The organism is Streptomyces sp. NPDC003943 (assembly GCF_053605265.1).
Genome location: NZ_JBSGIW010000017.1, coordinates 39,540 through 55,146, shown reverse-complemented (window position 1 = coordinate 55,146; position 15,607 = coordinate 39,540). Strand labels below are relative to the sequence as shown.

Sequence of the window (15,607 nt, the reverse complement as noted above, 5' to 3'; positions counted from 1 at the left end):
CGGAGCCGGGCGTACGGTCTGGGTCTGGTCTGGGTCTGGTCTGGGTTTGTCTGGTCTGGGACGAAGTACTGCTCTGGGACGAAGTACCGCGCTGGGGCGAAGTACTTCTGGGAAGAGAGGTACGCGGTTCTGGTGGCTCAGCGCCGGTAGGCGGAGCCGGTGCGCGGCCGGGCCGGCGTGGCCGGTGGTGACGGTGGTGACGGTGTCGTCTCCGGGTTCACGGCCGCGGCGGCCGAGAGGCGGATCAGCCGGGACTCGCAGTGGTCGAGCCAGCGCGCCTCCGCTTCGGTCTGGAAGATCAGCTGCTCCAGGACGAGCAGCCAGGCGACGTCGTCGCGGGCCCGGGCCCCGTTCTTCTCGACGGCGCTGATGGCCTGCGCCTTGAGCCGGGTGTAGTCCTGCATGGCCTGCACGGTGTGCCGGCGCTGGGACTGGATGACGTCGCGGATGTCGACCCCGGGCGCCCCGACGGCCATGGCGAGCTTGATGGACAGCTCGTCACGGGCCGGACTGGTCCGGTCCACGGGCCGCTCGAACCAGGTGCGCAGCTCGGCGCGGCCGTCGTCGGTGATCGCGTAGAGCGCGTGCCCGGCCTCGTCCTCGCCGTCCTGCACGACCATCCCGTCCCGTTCGAGCCGGCTGAGGGTCGTGTAGACCTGGCCCACGTTCAGCGGCCAGGTGGAGCCGGTACGGGACTCGAACTCCGTACGGAGCTGGGAGCCGTAGCGCGGGCCGTGTTCGAGGAGGGCGAGGAGCCCGTGGCGGATCGACATACTCAGTATGTATACCGAGTATGTCGACGCTGCCAAGCGACCTGAGGCGGACGCGCGGGGTCCGACTCAAGGGGGGCCCGGGCCGGTTGAGGCCCGCGCCGAAGCACTCAGCGGCGCCGCATCCGGAGCCCGAGGAAGCCGATCCCGAGCCCGACCAGTGCGAGCCCGATTCCCAGGGTGAGCACGGGAAACCGCCGGTCGGAGAGGGACGTGGCGGCCTCGGCGCCGATCCGCGGCGCGGCCGCCGGATCGGCGGCGGGCGTGGTCCGTCCGCCGGGGACGTCCGTCTCAGGGACCGCGCCGACGCCCTCGCCGGGCTCCGCGGCGGGCTCCTCCTCTGTTGCCGTTTTGGTACGAGAGGGAGGCGCCGGATCCGTCGGCGTGGGCGACTCGGGCGCGGCGGCGGGCCGCCCGGGACGCTCCCGGCCCTCCCCCGCCGGGCGCCCCGCGAGCGCCGCGGTGTCGCTGGGCGCGGGCGGCTCGGAGGGTTCGGCGGGCTCGGACGACTCCGCCGGCTCGGCCGATTCCGTCGGCTCGGACTGTTCCGCCGGCTTGGGCGAGCCCGAGGGGACGGCGGAACCGCTCGGGGCGGGCGCGGGGGAGACGGTCGCGGAGGGCCTGGCGGAGGGCGTCGTGGAGCCGCCGCCGGCCGAGGGTGGCGGCGGGGTGCGCGTGGCGGCCGGCGCCGACGTGCTCACCGGGGCCGAGGTGCTCGCCGTGCTCGCCGAGGTCGCGGGCGTGGCCTCGGCACCGTACGCGGCCTGGACCGCGACCGGCACCGCACATGCCGTGAAACAGCAGGCGAGGGCGGGTGCGAGCACCCGCGTCCTCGTCGCGCGGAGTCCTGGAGCCACCGGGTGACCCCCTCCCGTGCCGAGCCCGTACCGAGCCGTCGAGCCGTTCGACTCAGCGTCACACGACGGGACGGACCCGGCACCCGGAGTCGTCCGCTAGGGGATCCAGGGGCCGGGACCAGGGCCGGAAAGGGGCCGGACAGGGGCGGGGTCGGCGCTACTGCGCCGGGTTGCCCGTCGACACCTCGAAGGTGAACTCGGCGTCGTCCTTGGAGATCTCCGTGCCCTGGCGCGGGTACTGCGTGATGACCGTGCCCTCGCCGTAGGTGTTCTCGTCGACGGACGACTCGGCCTTCACCTTCCAGCCGGCGGCCTGGATGCAGTCCTTCACCGACTGGAGGTTCTTGTAGGTGAAGTCCGGGACCTCGAACTTGTCGGGGTCCGAGTCCGACTCGTTCGGCTCCGTGCACTTCTTGGTGTCGATGGTCTTGGTGAGGTCCGGGCCCTTGTGGCCGGCCGCGCTGCTCGCGCTCTGGCTCGGACCGTTGTCGTTGCCCGCGTTGTCGTCCGAGTCCTTGTTCATGATCGAGACGCCCACGATCACGCCCACGACCACCAGCAGCCCGATCGCGCCGATGACGATCTTGTTCATGCCGCTCTGCCCGCCGCCGCCACCGCCCGTGGGCGCCGGCTGCTGCACGGTGTACGGCCCGGGGGCGGGCGTGGGCGCCGGTGCCTGCATCTGGAAGGCCGGGGGCGGGGTCTGGTAGGCCGGGGCCTGCTGCGGGTAGCCGTACGAGGGCGCGGGCGCCGGGGTCGGCGCGCCGTACGGGTTCGCCTGCGGGACCGGCTGGTACGGGGTCTGCACGCCGTGCGTGGCCGGCGGCGGGGTCTGGCCGACCGGCGGGAAGACCGCCGAGCCGACGCCGGAGCCGCTCTGGACCGGGCCGCCCGCGACGATCATCGGCGCGCCGGTCTGCCCGGCGGAGAGCACCCGCAGGCACTCGTCGCGCATGGCGGCGGCGCTCGGGAAGCGCTCGTTCGGGTTCTTCTTCAGCGCGCGGGCGACGAGCGCGTCCATCGCCGGGGTCACCGAGCGGTTGACCGAGGAGGGCGCGACCGGCTCCTCCTGGACGTGTGCGTACGCGATGGCCAGCGGCGAGTCGGCGTCGAACGGCAGCCGGCCCGTCAGCAGCTGGAAGAGCATGATGCCGACCGAGTACAGGTCGGAGCGGGCGTCGACGCCGCGGCCCAGGGCCTGCTCGGGGGAGAGGTACTGCGGGGTGCCGACGACCATGCCGGTCTGGGTCATCGAGGTGACGCCGGACTGCATGGCGCGGGCGATGCCGAAGTCCATGACCTTGACCACGCCGCGCTTGGTCATCATCACGTTGCCCGGCTTGATGTCCCGGTGGACCAGGCCCATTTCGTGGCTGGTCTCCAGGGCCGCCAGCACGTCGGCCGTCACCTTCAGCGCCTTGTCGGCCGGCATCGCCCCGTACTGCTGCACGTCGGCGGCGAGCACCGAGCCGAGCGGCTGGCCCTCCACGTACTCCATGACGATGTACGGCATGACGGCGCCGTCGAGGGTGTCCTCGCCGGTGTCGAAGACCGAGACGATGTTGGTGTGCGACAACTTCGCAACAGCCTGCGCCTCGCGCCGGAACCGTTCGCGGAAGGACTGTTCGCGGCCGAGCTCGGTGTGAAGTGTCTTGATCGCGACCTGGCGGTCGAGGGCGCTGTCGTAGGCCAGGTACACCGACGCCATGCCGCCCTCGCCGAGCAGGTCACGCAGTTGGTAGCGGCCACCCGCGACCGAACCGCCCGCATAGCGGCCCTGTGCGCCGTCCTGGCTCATCTGTGCTTCCCCCTACGCGCGCGCGGCGGCGCTGATCGGAATTTCTCGGCCAAGTCTGCCCGAGGGCGCAGACACGTCAAGCCGCGCACCGGTTCGGTACCCGTTCCGTGACCCTCCGCACAGCCGTGCTGCCGGAAGCGTGACGGGAACACCACGGGATTTGCACAGGTGTACGTGTGTGGAGTGGGATGGCCGGTCAAGTGCGGACCGTGATGTCGTACGGAGCCTGTAGCGTGACGACTGGACACGGCACGAGAGACGACGGCGAGGACTGATGGCACCCGAATCCGGAGCAGGTGGCGGTGTGCCGGACGCGTCGGCCGAGTCCTGGGGCTTCGGCGGCGTCGTCGGAGACGGCCGCTACCGGCTGACCCACCGTCTGGGCCGCGGCGGCATGGCCGAGGTGTTCGCCGCCGAGGACGTACGGCTCGGGCGCACGGTCGCCGTGAAGCTGCTGCGCCCCGACCTCGCCGAGGACCCGGTCTCCAAGGCCCGCTTCACGCGCGAGGCGCAGTCGGTCGCCGGCCTCAACCACCATGCGATCGTCGCCGTGTACGACTCGGGCGAGGACGTCGTCGGCGACAAGTCCGTGCCGTACATCGTGATGGAGCTGGTCGAGGGCCGCACCATCCGCGACCTGCTGATCAGCGCCGAGGCGCCCGGTCCCGAGCAGGCCCTGATCATCGTCTCCGGCGTCCTGGAGGCGCTCGCCTACTCCCACCAGCACGGCATCGTGCACCGGGACATCAAGCCGGCGAACGTGATCATCACCGACACCGGCGCGGTGAAGGTGATGGACTTCGGCATCGCCCGCGCCCTGCACGGCGCTTCGACGACGATGACCCAGACCGGCATGGTCATGGGCACGCCGCAGTACCTCTCCCCCGAACAGGCGCTCGGCAAGGCCGTCGACCACCGCTCCGACCTGTACGCGACGGGCTGTCTGCTCTACGAACTGCTCGCGCTGCGCCCGCCGTTCACCGGCGAGACCCCGCTGTCGGTGGTCTACCAGCACGTGCAGGACGCGCCGATCCCGCCGTCCGACGTGGCGCAGGCGGCGCCGCCGGAGCTGGACGGCCTGGTCATGCGCTCGCTCGCGAAGGACCCGGACGACCGCTTCCAGAGCGCCGAGGAGATGCGCGGCCTGATCCAGTACGGGCTGCAGATGCTCCAGGACCAGGGCGGGCACACCGGCCGCTGGAACACCGGTCCCGTCGAGATGTACGACGGCGGGCACACCCCGCCCGGCGGCCACTCCCCGGTCGGCGCGACGGCCGTGATGGGCATGGGCCACGGCATGGGTCACCCCATGAACCACGACACGGCGCAGGGCCCGATCCTGCCGCCGATGAACCCGGACGACGGCGCGGCCGGCGGCTACGGGGGCTACGACAGCGGCTCCGGTGGCTACGGGCCGGACGGCGGCGCGTACGGGGCTCAGGGCGGCAAGGGCGGGCGCGGCAAGATCGTGCTGTTCCTCGCGCTCGCGCTGATCGCGATGGTCGCGGGTGTCGTGTACGCGATCGATGCGGCCGGCAAGAAGGACGACGGCGGCAACACCAAGCAGCCGGCGGTCACCGACTCGCCGTCCACGCAGAGCGAGTCGCCGGAGCCCTCGGACGAGCCGTCGGAGGACACCGAGACGCCGGACGACTCGTCGTCGGGCGGCGGCAACGACCAGCCGTACACGCCGACGTACAAGCCGACGTACAACCCGACGACCGAACCCACGCCCACGGACGAGCCGTCGACGGACCCGACGGACACGTCGGACGGCGGCACGTCGACGGGCACGAGCGACGGCGGCACGTCGACCGGTACGAGCGACGGCGGGACCACGACCGGCACGTCCGACGGCGGCACGTCGACCGGCACCAGCGACGGCGGGACCACGACCGGCACGTCCGACGGCGGCACGTCGACGGGCACCACGACCGGTACGACCTCCGGCACCGGCACCTCGTCGGGCACGACCAGCGGCACCGTCGCGGGCACCACCCGCTGACCGCTCACCCCGCGAACGCGTCGCGCACCGCTTCGTACTCGCGGGTCCACCACACCACCAGGGCCGACACCGCAGGGAACAGCGGGTCGGCCCTGTGGTCGTTCAGCTGGTAGCGCCAGCGCAGGGTCCAGAAGTCGTTGAGGCGCTCCCACCACACCCGGTCGACCGCCGCGGCCAGCTCGGCGCGGTCCGCGCCCGCCGCCCGCCGGTAGGCCCGCGCGTACGCCCGCACCTTGTCGAGGGCCAGCTCGCCCGCCGGCCGTACGAAGAAGATCGCGGCGGCCCGGACCGCCTCCTCGGCGCGCGGGCGGACGCCCAGCCGGTCCCAGTCGACGATCGCGGCGGGTTCGGCGCCGCGGTAGAGCAGGTTGAAGGGGTGGAAGTCGCCGTGCACCCAGCCGGTCGCGGCGGCCGACGGCGGGCGGCGGTGGGCGTGGGCGGCGAGCAGCACCCGGCGCTCGCGCAGCCGGTGCTCGGCCAGCTCGTCGAAGCCGTCGCGGTGCCGTCGGGCCCGGACGAGCCGCAGCAGCTCGTCGATGAGCCGGAAGGTGTCCTCGGGGCGGGCGCTCTCGTGGCCGCCGTCCGGTGTGGGAGAGCGGGCCGGCGGCTCCATGATCCGGTCCAGGCTGGTGTGGACGTGTCCGAGGAGGGTGCCGAGGCGGCGCGAGCCGGCGGTGGAGAGCTGGGCGCCGTCGCGGTGCCGGCCGTCGATCCAGGGGTGCAGGGCGTAGCAGTGGCCGCCGATGACGGCGACGGTGCGGCCGGTGGCGTCGGGCAGCGGCGGGGCGACGGGCAGGCCGAGGGCGTGCAGCCGCTCGGTGGCCCGGTGCTGGCGCACGATGGTGTCCCGGTCGGCGGTGCGGGCGTCCAGGTGCTGTTTGAGGAAGTAGCGGCCGCGGGTGGTGGCGAGCCGGTACCCCCGGTTCAGTAAGCCCTGGGCGACGGGTTCGCAGGACAGCGGTTCGCCCGCGTCCGTGTAGCGGCGCAGCAGGGGGCCGACGGGCGGATGCGGGGGCCCGGAGGGGCGGGACGCGAAAGTGCGGGGTGCATATGAGCGCAACACTCCGCAGATGTTAGATCACGCTGCGTGGTGGGTTTCCTCGTCCGAACAGTCGAGCGAGTGCACGGTGACGAACCGGGGCTCGACGCGCATGAAGACCGGGTCGAAGGGCTCGCCGTCCACCGTGCGCGGGCCCGGGCCGAAGGCGGCCAGCTGCTCCGTGGTCGGCTCGACGATCTCCGCGGTGCCGGTGAACTGCACGGACCACAGTTCGGCCGCGCCGGAGTTCAGGTTGTCCGCCCCGTACGCGACGACGCTGCCGTTGCAGGCCCGGTGGTAGCCGAGGCCCCGGTGGAGCCGGATCAGGACGCCGTCGCCGTCCACGACGTGCCGGGCCGGGGCCACGAACGGCATCGCCCGCATGCTCGTGGCGACCCGCCCGTACGACACACGGGTCAGCAGCTCGATGGCGCGGAGCTCGTCGGTGGGCATGGGTACCACTCTCCGCCAACGGCACCCGGGCGGAAAGGGGCCCCCGCCCCGGTCCGGAGGGGACGTAGGTCCCGAACGCGTCAGTAGTGGCTGCGCTCGGCCTGCATCCGCGCCACGTACGCGGCGGCCTGCGAGCGCCGCTCCATGCCCAGCTTCGACAGCAGGCTGGAGACGTAGTTCTTGATGGTCTTCTCCGCGAGGTGGAGCCGCTCGCCGATGGCCCGGTTGGTCAGGCCCTCGCCGATCAGGTCGAGGATCCTGCGCTCCTGCTCGGTGAGATGGGCGAGCCGGTCGTCGCCCTTCCCGCCGTTGCCGTCGCGCAGCCGCTCCAGGACCCGCGCGGTGGCCACCGGGTCGAGCAGTGACTTGCCGTCGGCGACATCCCGGACGGCATTCAGGAGTTCGTTTCCGCGAATGGCTTTCAGGACATAACCCGAGGCCCCGGCCATGATCGCGTCGAAAAGGGCCTCGTCGTCCGCGTACGAGGTCAGCATCAGGCACTTGATCGAATCGTCCGCGGAGCGGATCTCACGGCACACCTCGACGCCGCTGCCGTCCGGCAGGCGCACGTCGAGCACGGCCACATCGGGGCGGACCGCGGGAATCCGGACCAGCGCGTCCGCGGCGGTACCGGCCTCGCCGACGACCTCGATGTCGGACTCCACGGAGAGCAGCTCGTGGACGCCGCGCCGCACGACTTCGTGGTCGTCCAGCAGAAATACCGTGATTTTTCCTTCTTCGCGCACGGGGTCAGTCTCACATATTGGCTCTTCCCGCGCCCGGGGTGGCCGAGATAACCTCCCGGGTGTTCCGACGACGGCGTCGGGCCCGTTGTCCACGTCCTGACCAGCGGAGAGTTCCCCTTTTCTCGATTTACTTGGAAATCCAAGCAAAATCGCAGGTCAAGTGGGGTTTCGCGGAAATGTCGCGGGGTGGGTAACGTGCCTATGACGGCGCTCACCGGGACACCTGTCACGCCCGACCCGGCCGCGTCGCACCCACCCCGTGCGATGGCACGGACAAGGCGGAGCCGCACTGGCTTCCCCGGTAACCCCGGGAGCCGGACCGACGGAGGAGCACGCACGTGACCGTGGAAAGCACTGCCGCGCGAAAGACGACGCGCAGCAGCGGCACCAAGCGCACCGCAAGCAGCGCCACCAAGAAGACGAGTGCCAAGCCGGCCGCCAAGGCCCAGTCCCCGCAGCAGCCCCAGGGTCCCCAGGAGCCGGAGCTCATCCAGCTGCTGACGCCCGAGGGCGAGCGGGTCCACCACCCCGAGTACGACATCGACCTGACGGCCGAGGAGCTGCGCGGTCTCTACCGCGACATGGTCCTCAGCCGCCGCTTCGACGCCGAGGCCACCTCCCTGCAGCGGCAGGGCGAGCTGGGCCTGTGGGCCTCGCTGCTCGGCCAGGAGGCGGCCCAGATCGGCTCCGCCCGCGCCCTGCGGGACGACGACTACGTCTTCCCCACCTACCGCGAGCACGGTGTCGCCTGGTGCCGCGGGGTCGACCCCACCAACCTGCTCGGCATGTTCCGCGGTGTGAACAACGGTGGCTGGGACCCCAACAGCAACAACTTCCACCTGTACACGATCGTGCTCGGCTCGCAGACGCTGCACGCCACCGGCTACGCCATGGGCGTCGCCAAGGACGGCGCGGACTCCGCCGTGATCGCGTACTTCGGTGACGGCGCCTCCAGCCAGGGCGACGTCAACGAGTCGTTCGTCTTCTCCGCGGTCTACAACGCCCCGGTCGTGTTCTTCTGCCAGAACAACCAGTGGGCCATCTCCGAGCCCATCGAGAAGCAGACCCGCGTCCCGCTCTACCAGCGCGCCCGCGGCTTCGGCTTCCCCGGCGTCCGGGTCGACGGCAACGACGTCCTGGCCTGCCTGGCGGTCACCCGCGCCGCCCTGGAGCGCGCCCGCCGCGGCGAGGGCCCGACCCTCATCGAGGCGTTCACCTACCGCATGGCGGCCCACACCACCTCCGACGACCCGACCCGCTACCGCCGCGACGCGGAGCGCGAGGAGTGGGAGGCCAAGGACCCGATCGCGCGCCTCAAGGCCTACATGGAGAACGAGGGCCACGCCGACGCCGCCTTCTTCGAGGAGCTGGAGACGGAGAGCGAGACGCTCGGCAAGCGCGTCCGCGAGGCCGTCCGCGCCATGCCCGTCCCGGAGCACACGGCGATCTTCGACAACGTGTACGCGGACGGGCACGCGCTCGTCGACGAGGAGCGCGCCCAGTTCGTCGCGTACCAGGCGTCCTTCGAGGGCGGAGAGGCCGAGTAATCATGGCTGTTCAGAAGCTTCCCCTCGCGAAGGCGCTCAACGAGTCGCTCCGCAAGGCCCTGGAGACCGACCCCAAGGTCGTCGTCATGGGCCTCGACGTCGGCAAGCTCGGCGGTGTCTTCCGGATCACCGACGGCCTGCAGAAGGACTTCGGCGAGGACCGGGTCATCGACACCCCGCTCGCCGAGTCCGGCATCGTCGGCACCGCGATCGGCCTCGCGCTGCGCGGCTACCGCCCGGTCGTGGAGATCCAGTTCGACGGCTTCGTCTTCCCGGCGTACGACCAGATCGTCACCCAGCTGGCGAAGATGCGGGCCCGCTCGCTCGGCACCGTGAAGATGCCGGTCGTCATCCGCATCCCCTACGGCGGTGGCATCGGCGCCGTCGAGCACCACTCCGAGTCCCCCGAGTCGCTCTTCGCGCACGTCGCGGGCCTCAAGGTCGTCACCCCGGCGAACTCCTCCGACGCCTACTGGATGCTCCAGCAGGCGATCCAGAGCGACGACCCGGTCATCTTCTTCGAGCCCAAGCGCCGCTACTGGGACAAGGGCGACGTCGACACCGAGGCCATCCCGGGCGAGCTGCACAAGGCCCGGGTCGCCCGCGAGGGCACGGACCTGACGCTCGCCGCGTACGGCCCGATGGTGAAGACCTGCCTGGAGGCCGCCGCCGCGGCCGCCGAGGAGGGCAAGTCGGTCGAGGTCCTGGACCTGCGCTCGATCTCGCCGCTGGACTTCGACACGATCCAGGCGTCGGTCGAGAAGACCCGCCGTCTGGTCATCGTCCACGAGGCCCCGGTCTTCTTCGGCTCCGGCGCGGAGATCGCCGCCCGGATCACCGAACGCTGCTTCTACCACCTGGAGGCCCCCGTCCTGCGGGTCGGCGGCTACCACGCGCCGTATCCGCCGGCGCGCCTGGAGGAGGAGTACCTGCCGGGCCTGGACCGCGTGCTCGACGCCGTCGACCGCTCGCTGGCGTTCTGAGGAGAGCACGATGACGATCCGCGAATTCAAGATGCCCGACGTGGGCGAGGGCCTGACCGAGGCCGAGATCCTCAAGTGGTACGTCCAGCCCGGTGAGACGGTCACCGACGGCCAGGTCGTGATCGAGGTCGAGACGGCGAAGGCCGCTGTCGAACTCCCGATCCCGTTCGACGGCACCGTGCACGAGCTGCGCTTCCCCGAGGGCACGACGGTCGCCGTCGGCGAGGTCATCATCACGGTGAACGTGGGCGGCGGCGCCGAGCCCGAGGCGCCGGCCGCGCCGGCCGTGGCCGCGGCGCCCGCGCAGGCACCCGTGCCGGAGCCGGCCGCCGAGGAGCCGGCGGCCGAGGGCCGCCAACCGGTCCTGGTCGGCTACGGCGTGTCCGCGTCGTCCACCAAGCGCCGCGCGCGCAAGACGGCGACGGCGGCCCCGGTGGCCGCGGCGGTCGTGCCTGAGCAGCTGAACGGCCACGGCCCCGCCGTCGCCGACCGCCCGCTGGCCAAGCCGCCGGTGCGCAAGCTCGCCAAGGACCTCGGCGTCGACCTGGCGACGGTCACCCCGACCGGCCCGGACGGCATCGTCACCCGCGAGGACGTGCACCGCGCGGCGGCCCCGGCGCCGGCCGCGCCGGTGACCGAGGCCCCGGCCCCGGTGGCTCCGGCGGCCCCCGCCCCGGTCCAGGCCCCCGCCCCCGTCGCAGTCGCGACGGACGGCCGGGAGACCCGTATCCCCATCAAGGGCGTACGGAAGGCCACGGCCGCGGCGATGGTCGGCTCGGCCTTCACCGCCCCGCACGTCACCGAGTTCATCACCTTCGACATCACGCGCACGATGAAGCTGGTCGAGGAGCTCAAGTCCGACAAGGACATGGCGGGTCTGCGGGTCAACCCGCTCCTCCTCGTCGCCAAGGCCGTCCTGGTCGCCGTCCGGCGCAACCCGGACATCAACGCGGCCTGGGACGAGGCGAACCAGGAGATCGTGCTCAAGCACTACGTCAACCTGGGCATCGCCGCGGCCACCCCGCGCGGTCTGATCGTGCCGAATATCAAGGACGCGCACGCCCAGACCCTGCCGGAGCTGTCGAAGTCCCTGAGCGAGCTGGTCGCCACCGCCCGCGAGGGCAAGACCACCCCGGCGGCCATGCAGGGCGGCACCTTCACCATCACCAACGTCGGCGTCTTCGGCGTCGACACCGGTACGCCCATCCTCAACCCGGGCGAGTCCGCGATCCTCGCGGTCGGCGCGATCAAGCTCCAGCCCTGGGTCCACAAGGGCAAGGTGAAGCCGCGTCACGTCACCACCCTGGCGCTCTCCTTCGACCACCGCCTGGTCGACGGCGAACTCGGCTCCAAGTTCCTCGCCGACGTCGCCGCGATCCTGGAGGAGCCGAAGCGGCTCATCACCTGGGCGTGACGCCCGGGGGTAACACCCCGGTCTGACCGTTTCACGTGAAACATGCCGGCAGGCCCGTCCGCGATGTGGACGGGCCTGTCTGTTGCACCCAGCATGTATCTATGCTGTGTCCATGGCATCCGCACCCCCAGCAGCAGACCGCGTCTACATGCACGTCAAGCAGGCCGTCCTCGACCGCCGTTACGAGGGCGGCACCCTCCTCACCGAGGGCGAGCTGGCGCAGGCCGTCGGGGTGTCGCGGACGCCCGTGCGCGAGGCGCTGCTCAAGCTGGAGATGGAGGGGCTGCTCAAGCTCTATCCGAAGAAGGGCGCGCTGGTGCTCGCCGTGTCCGCGCAGGAGATCGCGGACGTCGTCGAGACGCGGCTGCTCGTCGAGGAGTTCGCGGTGCGGCGGGCCGTGCCGGCGCCGCCGGCGCTCATCGCGCGCCTGGAGGAGCTGCTGGAGGAGCAGAAGCGGCGGGCGGCGGCCGGTGACCTCGCGGAGGTGGCGGTGACCGACCGGTGCTTCCACGCCGAGATCGTGAAGCACGCCGGAAACCAGATCCTGGCGCGCCTCTACGACCAGCTGCGGGACCGGCAGCTGCGGATGGGCGTCGCCGTCATGGAGTCGCAGCCCGACCGGATCGCCAAGAACATCGCCGAGCACGCCGAGATCCTGGAGCGGATCCGGGAAGGCGACGCCGAGGGAGCCGCGCACTGCGTACGGCAGCACCTCAGCTGGGTGAAGGTCCTGGTCCGCGGGGAGGCACGGTGAACGCGAGGGTGCTGCCCGGGGATCCGCCCGGCGGGAGGCGGGCCGCGCTCGTCTGGGGCGTCGGCGTCGCCGTCTACTTCGTCGCCGTCATCTTCCGGACCTCGCTGGGCGTGGCCGGGCTCGACGCCGCCGACCGCTTCCACGTCAACGCGTCCGCCCTGTCCACCTTCTCCATACTCCAGCTGCTCGTCTACGCGGGCATGCAGATACCCGTCGGCCTCATGGTCGACCGCCTCGGCACCAAGAAGGTGCTGACCATCGGCGTCGTCCTCTTCACCCTCGGCCAGCTCGGCTTCGCGCTCTCCCCCTCGTACGCCATGGCGCTGGCCTCCCGCGCGCTCCTCGGCTGCGGCGACGCGATGACCTTCATCAGTGTGCTGCGGCTCGGCTCCCGCTGGTTCCCGGCCCGCCGCGGCCCGCTGATCGCCCAGGTCGCCGCCCTCTTCGGGATGGCCGGCAACCTCGTCTCCACGATCTTCCTGTCCCGCGCCCTGCACGAACTCGGCTGGACCACCACCTTCGTCGGCAGCGCGGCCGCGGGCGCCGTCGTCCTGGTGCTGCTGCTCGCCTTCCTCAAGGACCATCCCGAGGGGTACGAGCCGCCGCCGGCCACACACGCCGGCGCCGCGTTCGTCCGCCGCCAGATCGCCGAGTCCTGGCGCGAGCCCGGCACCCGGCTCGGCATGTGGGTGCACTTCACCACCCAGTTCCCCGCGATGGTGTTCCTGCTGCTCTGGGGCCTGCCGTTCCTCGTCCAGGACCAGGGCCTCTCGCGCGGCACCGCGGGCGAGCTGCTCACCCTCGTCGTGCTGTCCAACATGGCCGTCGGGCTCGCGTACGGGCAGATCATCGCCCGGCACCACGCCGCCCGCGCCCCGCTCGCGCTCGGCACCGTCGCCGCCACGGCCCTGCTGTGGGCCGCCACCCTGGCGTACCCCGGCGGCCACGCCCCGATGTGGCTGCTGATCACCCTGTGCGCGGTGCTCGGCGCCTGCGGTCCCGCGTCGATGATCGGCTTCGACTTCGCCCGGCCCGCCAACCCGCCCGAGCGCCAGGGCACCGCCTCCGGCATCGTCAACATGGGCGGCTTCGTCGCCTCCATGACGACCCTGCTCGCCGTCGGTGTGCTGCTCGACGCGACCGGCGACGACTACCGGATCGCGTTCTCCTCCGTCTTCGTGCTCCAGACGTTCGGCATCACGCAGATCCTCCGCCTCAAGTCCGCCAGCGCCCGCCGCGAGCGGGAGCGCCTGGTCGCGAGCCGCGTGGAGGCCGTCCACGTGCCTGCCTGAAACGGCTAGTTCGGCGTCACCGCGAAGTTCGCCAGGATCGCCTGCGCCAGCGCCTCGTCGCCCTCGGTCTTGATCCGGTCGGCCACATCGGCAGGCCGGACCCGGCCGCAGGCCAGCCGGACGTACGTCTCCCAGTCCGTCGCCAGCGTGACCGCCGGGCCGAGCGAGGGCGCGCCGTCGATCGAGCCGCGGCCCTCCGCGTTCACCCGGACCGTCCGCAGGAACTCCACCGGGCCGGTGATGTCGAAGACCACCGCCGAACCGGCCGGCGCGCCCGCGTCGTCGGCGACGACCTTCGGCAGCGCCTCAAGCAGCACGTCCCGGGTGACGAACGCACCGGGGGAGTCGAGGTTGCCGGGGACGCCGAGCGAGGCGCGCAGGTCCTGCTCGTGCACCCAGCAGTCGAAGGCCCGCATCCGGTAGGCCAGTTCCAGCGTCTGCTCGGCGCCGAGCGGCGCGCGCATCAGGGTGCCGGGGTCGCGGCTCTCGTTGCGCAGCTGGCGCGCCCGGCGGATCAGCACGTAGTCGAACTCGGCCGTCATCTCCGGCGCGGTGTGGTGCCGCCGCACGTCGACCTGCATCTCCATGTAACGGGCGAAGTCCGAGCGCACGTGGTAGAGATCGCGGGGCAGCGAGTGGATCGGGCGCGGGTCGCCGAGCATCTCGGTCTCCATGCCGATGACATGGGAGACGATGTCGCGGACCGACCAGCCCGGGCACGGCGTGGCGCGGTTCCACTCACCCTCGACGAGCGGCTGCACCAGCTCGAATATCGCTTCCACGGAGTGGGTCCAGGCGTCGGCGTAGTTCTGGAGACTGGGATGGAGCGTCACGGGACCCCTCGGCGGTTCTGCGGTGCGGCGCGGTCTTCAAGCGGCGGGCGGGCTGGAACTGTTTCTGGCTGGCAGGCTGAAAACATGACTGCGTGGGAGGCTCGGACGCTAAGTTACGCTGCCCGAAGGCACCCCGGCAGTGCTTTCGTGTGACGATCGTAGGCCGGTGTTGACGGCTCCCGAGCCAGGACGGTGGTAGTGTGCGCGCCTCGCTGATCCAGATCGCGGTAGACCCGGACGAACCGGTCGAGAGCAGGCGGGCGCGCGTGGCGCGCCTGGTCCGGGAGGAGCGGGGCCGCGCCGAGCTCGTGGTCCTGCCCGAGCTGTGGCCCATGGGTGCCTTCGCCTACGAGGAGTTCGCGGCGGAGTCCGAGCCGCTGAAGGGCCCGACGTACGAGGCGATGGCGGCCGCCGCGCGGGACGCCGAGGTGTGGCTGCACGCCGGCTCCATCGTGGAGGCCGTCTCCGGCGCCCTCTACAACACCTCCCTCGTCTTCTCCCCCGACGGCGAACTCGCCGCCTCCTACCGCAAGATCCACCGCTTCGGCTTCGACAAGGGCGAGGCCGTCCTGATGGCGGCCGGCGAGGACCTCGTCACCGTCGATCTGCCGCTGCTCACCGTCGGCGTCGCCACCTGCTACGACCTGCGCTTCCCGGAGCTCTTCCGCGGCCTGGTCGACGCCGGCGCGCAGGCGTTCGTCGTCCCGGCAGGCTGGCCCGCCCGCCGGCTCGCCCACTGGACGCTGCTCGCCCGGGCCCGCGCCGTCGAGAACCAGGCGTACGTCCTCGCCTGCGGCACCGCCGGCACGCACGCCGGCGTCGAGCAGGCCGGGCACTCGATCGTCGTCGACCCGTGGGGCGACGTCCTGGCGGAGGCCGGGCCCGACGAGGAGATCCTGCGGGTCGACCTCGACCCGGCGAAGGTGACGGCGACGCGCGAGCAGTTCCCGGCCCTGAAGGACCGGGTGCTCTAGCCACGGGAACCGTCCGGCCGGCCCCGCCCGGCGTGACGGGGACCCTCAGCCGGCGCGCCCGGCGTGACGGGGACCCGTCCGGCCGGCCTCGCCCCCCGGCGTATCCCCGGCGATGTGAGCACGCCGGTCCGCCCCCAGGACC

Annotated in this window: 14 protein-coding genes; 8 read left to right on the top strand and 6 right to left on the bottom strand. The window is 72.0% G+C overall.

Going from position 1 to position 15,607, the window contains the following annotated elements; genetic code table 11:
• Window positions 1–137: 137 nt before the first annotated feature.
• Complete coding sequence (locus ACWEV0_RS10365) at window positions 138–773, bottom strand: PadR family transcriptional regulator (RefSeq protein WP_453148212.1); 636 nt, start codon at window positions 771–773, stop codon at window positions 138–140.
• A 381-nt stretch (window positions 774–1,154) separates the two neighbouring features.
• Between ACWEV0_RS10365 and ACWEV0_RS10360 the strand changes: the two genes are divergently transcribed.
• Entirely contained in the window at window positions 1,155–1,634 is a 480-nt protein-coding gene (locus ACWEV0_RS10360; protein WP_453148210.1) for a hypothetical protein, read from the top strand.
• Between the two features lie 150 nt (window positions 1,635–1,784).
• Here the strand turns inward: ACWEV0_RS10360 and ACWEV0_RS10355 are convergent, their stop codons facing one another.
• The gene (locus ACWEV0_RS10355; RefSeq protein ID WP_453148208.1) at window positions 1,785–3,425 is read right to left on the bottom strand and encodes a protein kinase domain-containing protein; all 1,641 of its coding nucleotides are present in this window, start codon (window positions 3,423–3,425) and stop codon (window positions 1,785–1,787) included.
• 274 nt (window positions 3,426–3,699) lie between these two features.
• On the opposite strand from ACWEV0_RS10355, the gene ACWEV0_RS10350 reads away from it, so the two are divergent.
• Window positions 3,700–5,430 carry a protein kinase domain-containing protein gene (locus ACWEV0_RS10350; RefSeq protein ID WP_453148206.1) on the top strand — a complete coding sequence of 577 codons (1,731 nt, stop codon included), beginning with the start codon at window positions 3,700–3,702 and terminating at the stop codon, window positions 5,428–5,430.
• Window positions 5,431–5,434: 4 nt separating this feature from the next.
• On the opposite strand, the gene ACWEV0_RS10345 is transcribed toward ACWEV0_RS10350, so the two are convergent.
• The 3 genes from ACWEV0_RS10345 to ACWEV0_RS10335 all read right to left on the bottom strand — a co-directional run bounded on the left by ACWEV0_RS10345 (window position 5,435) and on the right by ACWEV0_RS10335 (window position 7,668).
• On the bottom strand, window positions 5,435–6,493 hold the full coding sequence (locus ACWEV0_RS10345; protein ID WP_453148204.1) for a phosphotransferase: 1,059 nt from the start codon (window positions 6,491–6,493) through the stop codon (window positions 5,435–5,437).
• Between the two features lie 15 nt (window positions 6,494–6,508).
• Entirely contained in the window at window positions 6,509–6,922 is a 414-nt protein-coding gene (locus ACWEV0_RS10340; RefSeq protein ID WP_453148202.1) for a pyridoxamine 5'-phosphate oxidase family protein, read from the bottom strand.
• Window positions 6,923–7,002: 80 nt separating this feature from the next.
• A complete protein-coding gene (locus ACWEV0_RS10335) occupies window positions 7,003–7,668 on the bottom strand; it encodes a response regulator (protein WP_453148200.1) in 666 nt (221 codons plus the stop codon).
• Between the two features lie 338 nt (window positions 7,669–8,006).
• Here ACWEV0_RS10335 and pdhA point away from each other — a divergent pair, with 338 nt between their 5' ends.
• The 5 genes from pdhA to ACWEV0_RS10310 all read left to right on the top strand — a co-directional run bounded on the left by pdhA (window position 8,007) and on the right by ACWEV0_RS10310 (window position 13,658).
• Entirely contained in the window at window positions 8,007–9,215 is a 1,209-nt protein-coding gene (pdhA, locus tag ACWEV0_RS10330; RefSeq protein ID WP_451610152.1) for a pyruvate dehydrogenase (acetyl-transferring) E1 component subunit alpha, read from the top strand.
• Between the two features lie 2 nt (window positions 9,216–9,217).
• Window positions 9,218–10,198 (top strand): alpha-ketoacid dehydrogenase subunit beta, encoded by a 981-nt coding sequence (locus ACWEV0_RS10325; RefSeq protein ID WP_453148197.1) that lies wholly within the window; start codon window positions 9,218–9,220, stop codon window positions 10,196–10,198.
• 10 nt (window positions 10,199–10,208) lie between these two features.
• The gene (locus ACWEV0_RS10320) at window positions 10,209–11,612 is read left to right on the top strand and encodes a dihydrolipoamide acetyltransferase family protein (RefSeq protein WP_453148195.1); all 1,404 of its coding nucleotides are present in this window, start codon (window positions 10,209–10,211) and stop codon (window positions 11,610–11,612) included.
• A gap of 112 nt (window positions 11,613–11,724) precedes the next feature.
• The gene (locus ACWEV0_RS10315; protein WP_453148193.1) at window positions 11,725–12,366 is read left to right on the top strand and encodes a GntR family transcriptional regulator; all 642 of its coding nucleotides are present in this window, start codon (window positions 11,725–11,727) and stop codon (window positions 12,364–12,366) included.
• Entirely contained in the window at window positions 12,363–13,658 is a 1,296-nt protein-coding gene (locus tag ACWEV0_RS10310) for an MFS transporter (protein ID WP_453148191.1), read from the top strand. The genes ACWEV0_RS10315 and ACWEV0_RS10310 overlap by 4 nt, the downstream gene beginning before the upstream one ends.
• 5 nt (window positions 13,659–13,663) lie before the next feature.
• On the opposite strand, the gene ACWEV0_RS10305 is transcribed toward ACWEV0_RS10310, so the two are convergent.
• Window positions 13,664–14,491 (bottom strand): maleylpyruvate isomerase family mycothiol-dependent enzyme, encoded by an 828-nt coding sequence (locus ACWEV0_RS10305; protein WP_453148189.1) that lies wholly within the window; start codon window positions 14,489–14,491, stop codon window positions 13,664–13,666.
• Window positions 14,492–14,691: 200 nt separating this feature from the next.
• Between ACWEV0_RS10305 and ACWEV0_RS10300 the strand changes: the two genes are divergently transcribed.
• Window positions 14,692–15,465, top strand: a complete 774-nt coding sequence (locus ACWEV0_RS10300; protein ID WP_453148187.1) for a carbon-nitrogen family hydrolase — start codon at window positions 14,692–14,694, stop codon at window positions 15,463–15,465.
• Window positions 15,466–15,607 lie beyond the last annotated feature (142 nt).

Bases quoted from the DNA above. Each gene is read 5' to 3' on its own strand.
- ACWEV0_RS10315 (WP_453148193.1), top strand. From the start codon at position 11,725: ATGGCATCCGCACCCCCAGCAGCAGACCGCGTCTACATGCACGTCAAG.
- ACWEV0_RS10325 (WP_453148197.1), top strand. From the start codon at position 9,218: ATGGCTGTTCAGAAGCTTCCCCTCGCGAAGGCGCTCAACGAGTCGCTC.
- ACWEV0_RS10340 (WP_453148202.1), bottom strand. From the start codon at position 6,922: ATGCCCACCGACGAGCTCCGCGCCATCGAGCTGCTGACCCGTGTGTCG.
- ACWEV0_RS10320 (WP_453148195.1), top strand. From the start codon at position 10,209: ATGACGATCCGCGAATTCAAGATGCCCGACGTGGGCGAGGGCCTGACC.
- ACWEV0_RS10365 (WP_453148212.1), bottom strand. From the start codon at position 773: ATGTCGATCCGCCACGGGCTCCTCGCCCTCCTCGAACACGGCCCGCGC.
- ACWEV0_RS10355 (WP_453148208.1), bottom strand. From the start codon at position 3,425: ATGAGCCAGGACGGCGCACAGGGCCGCTATGCGGGCGGTTCGGTCGCG.
- ACWEV0_RS10350 (WP_453148206.1), top strand. From the start codon at position 3,700: ATGGCACCCGAATCCGGAGCAGGTGGCGGTGTGCCGGACGCGTCGGCC.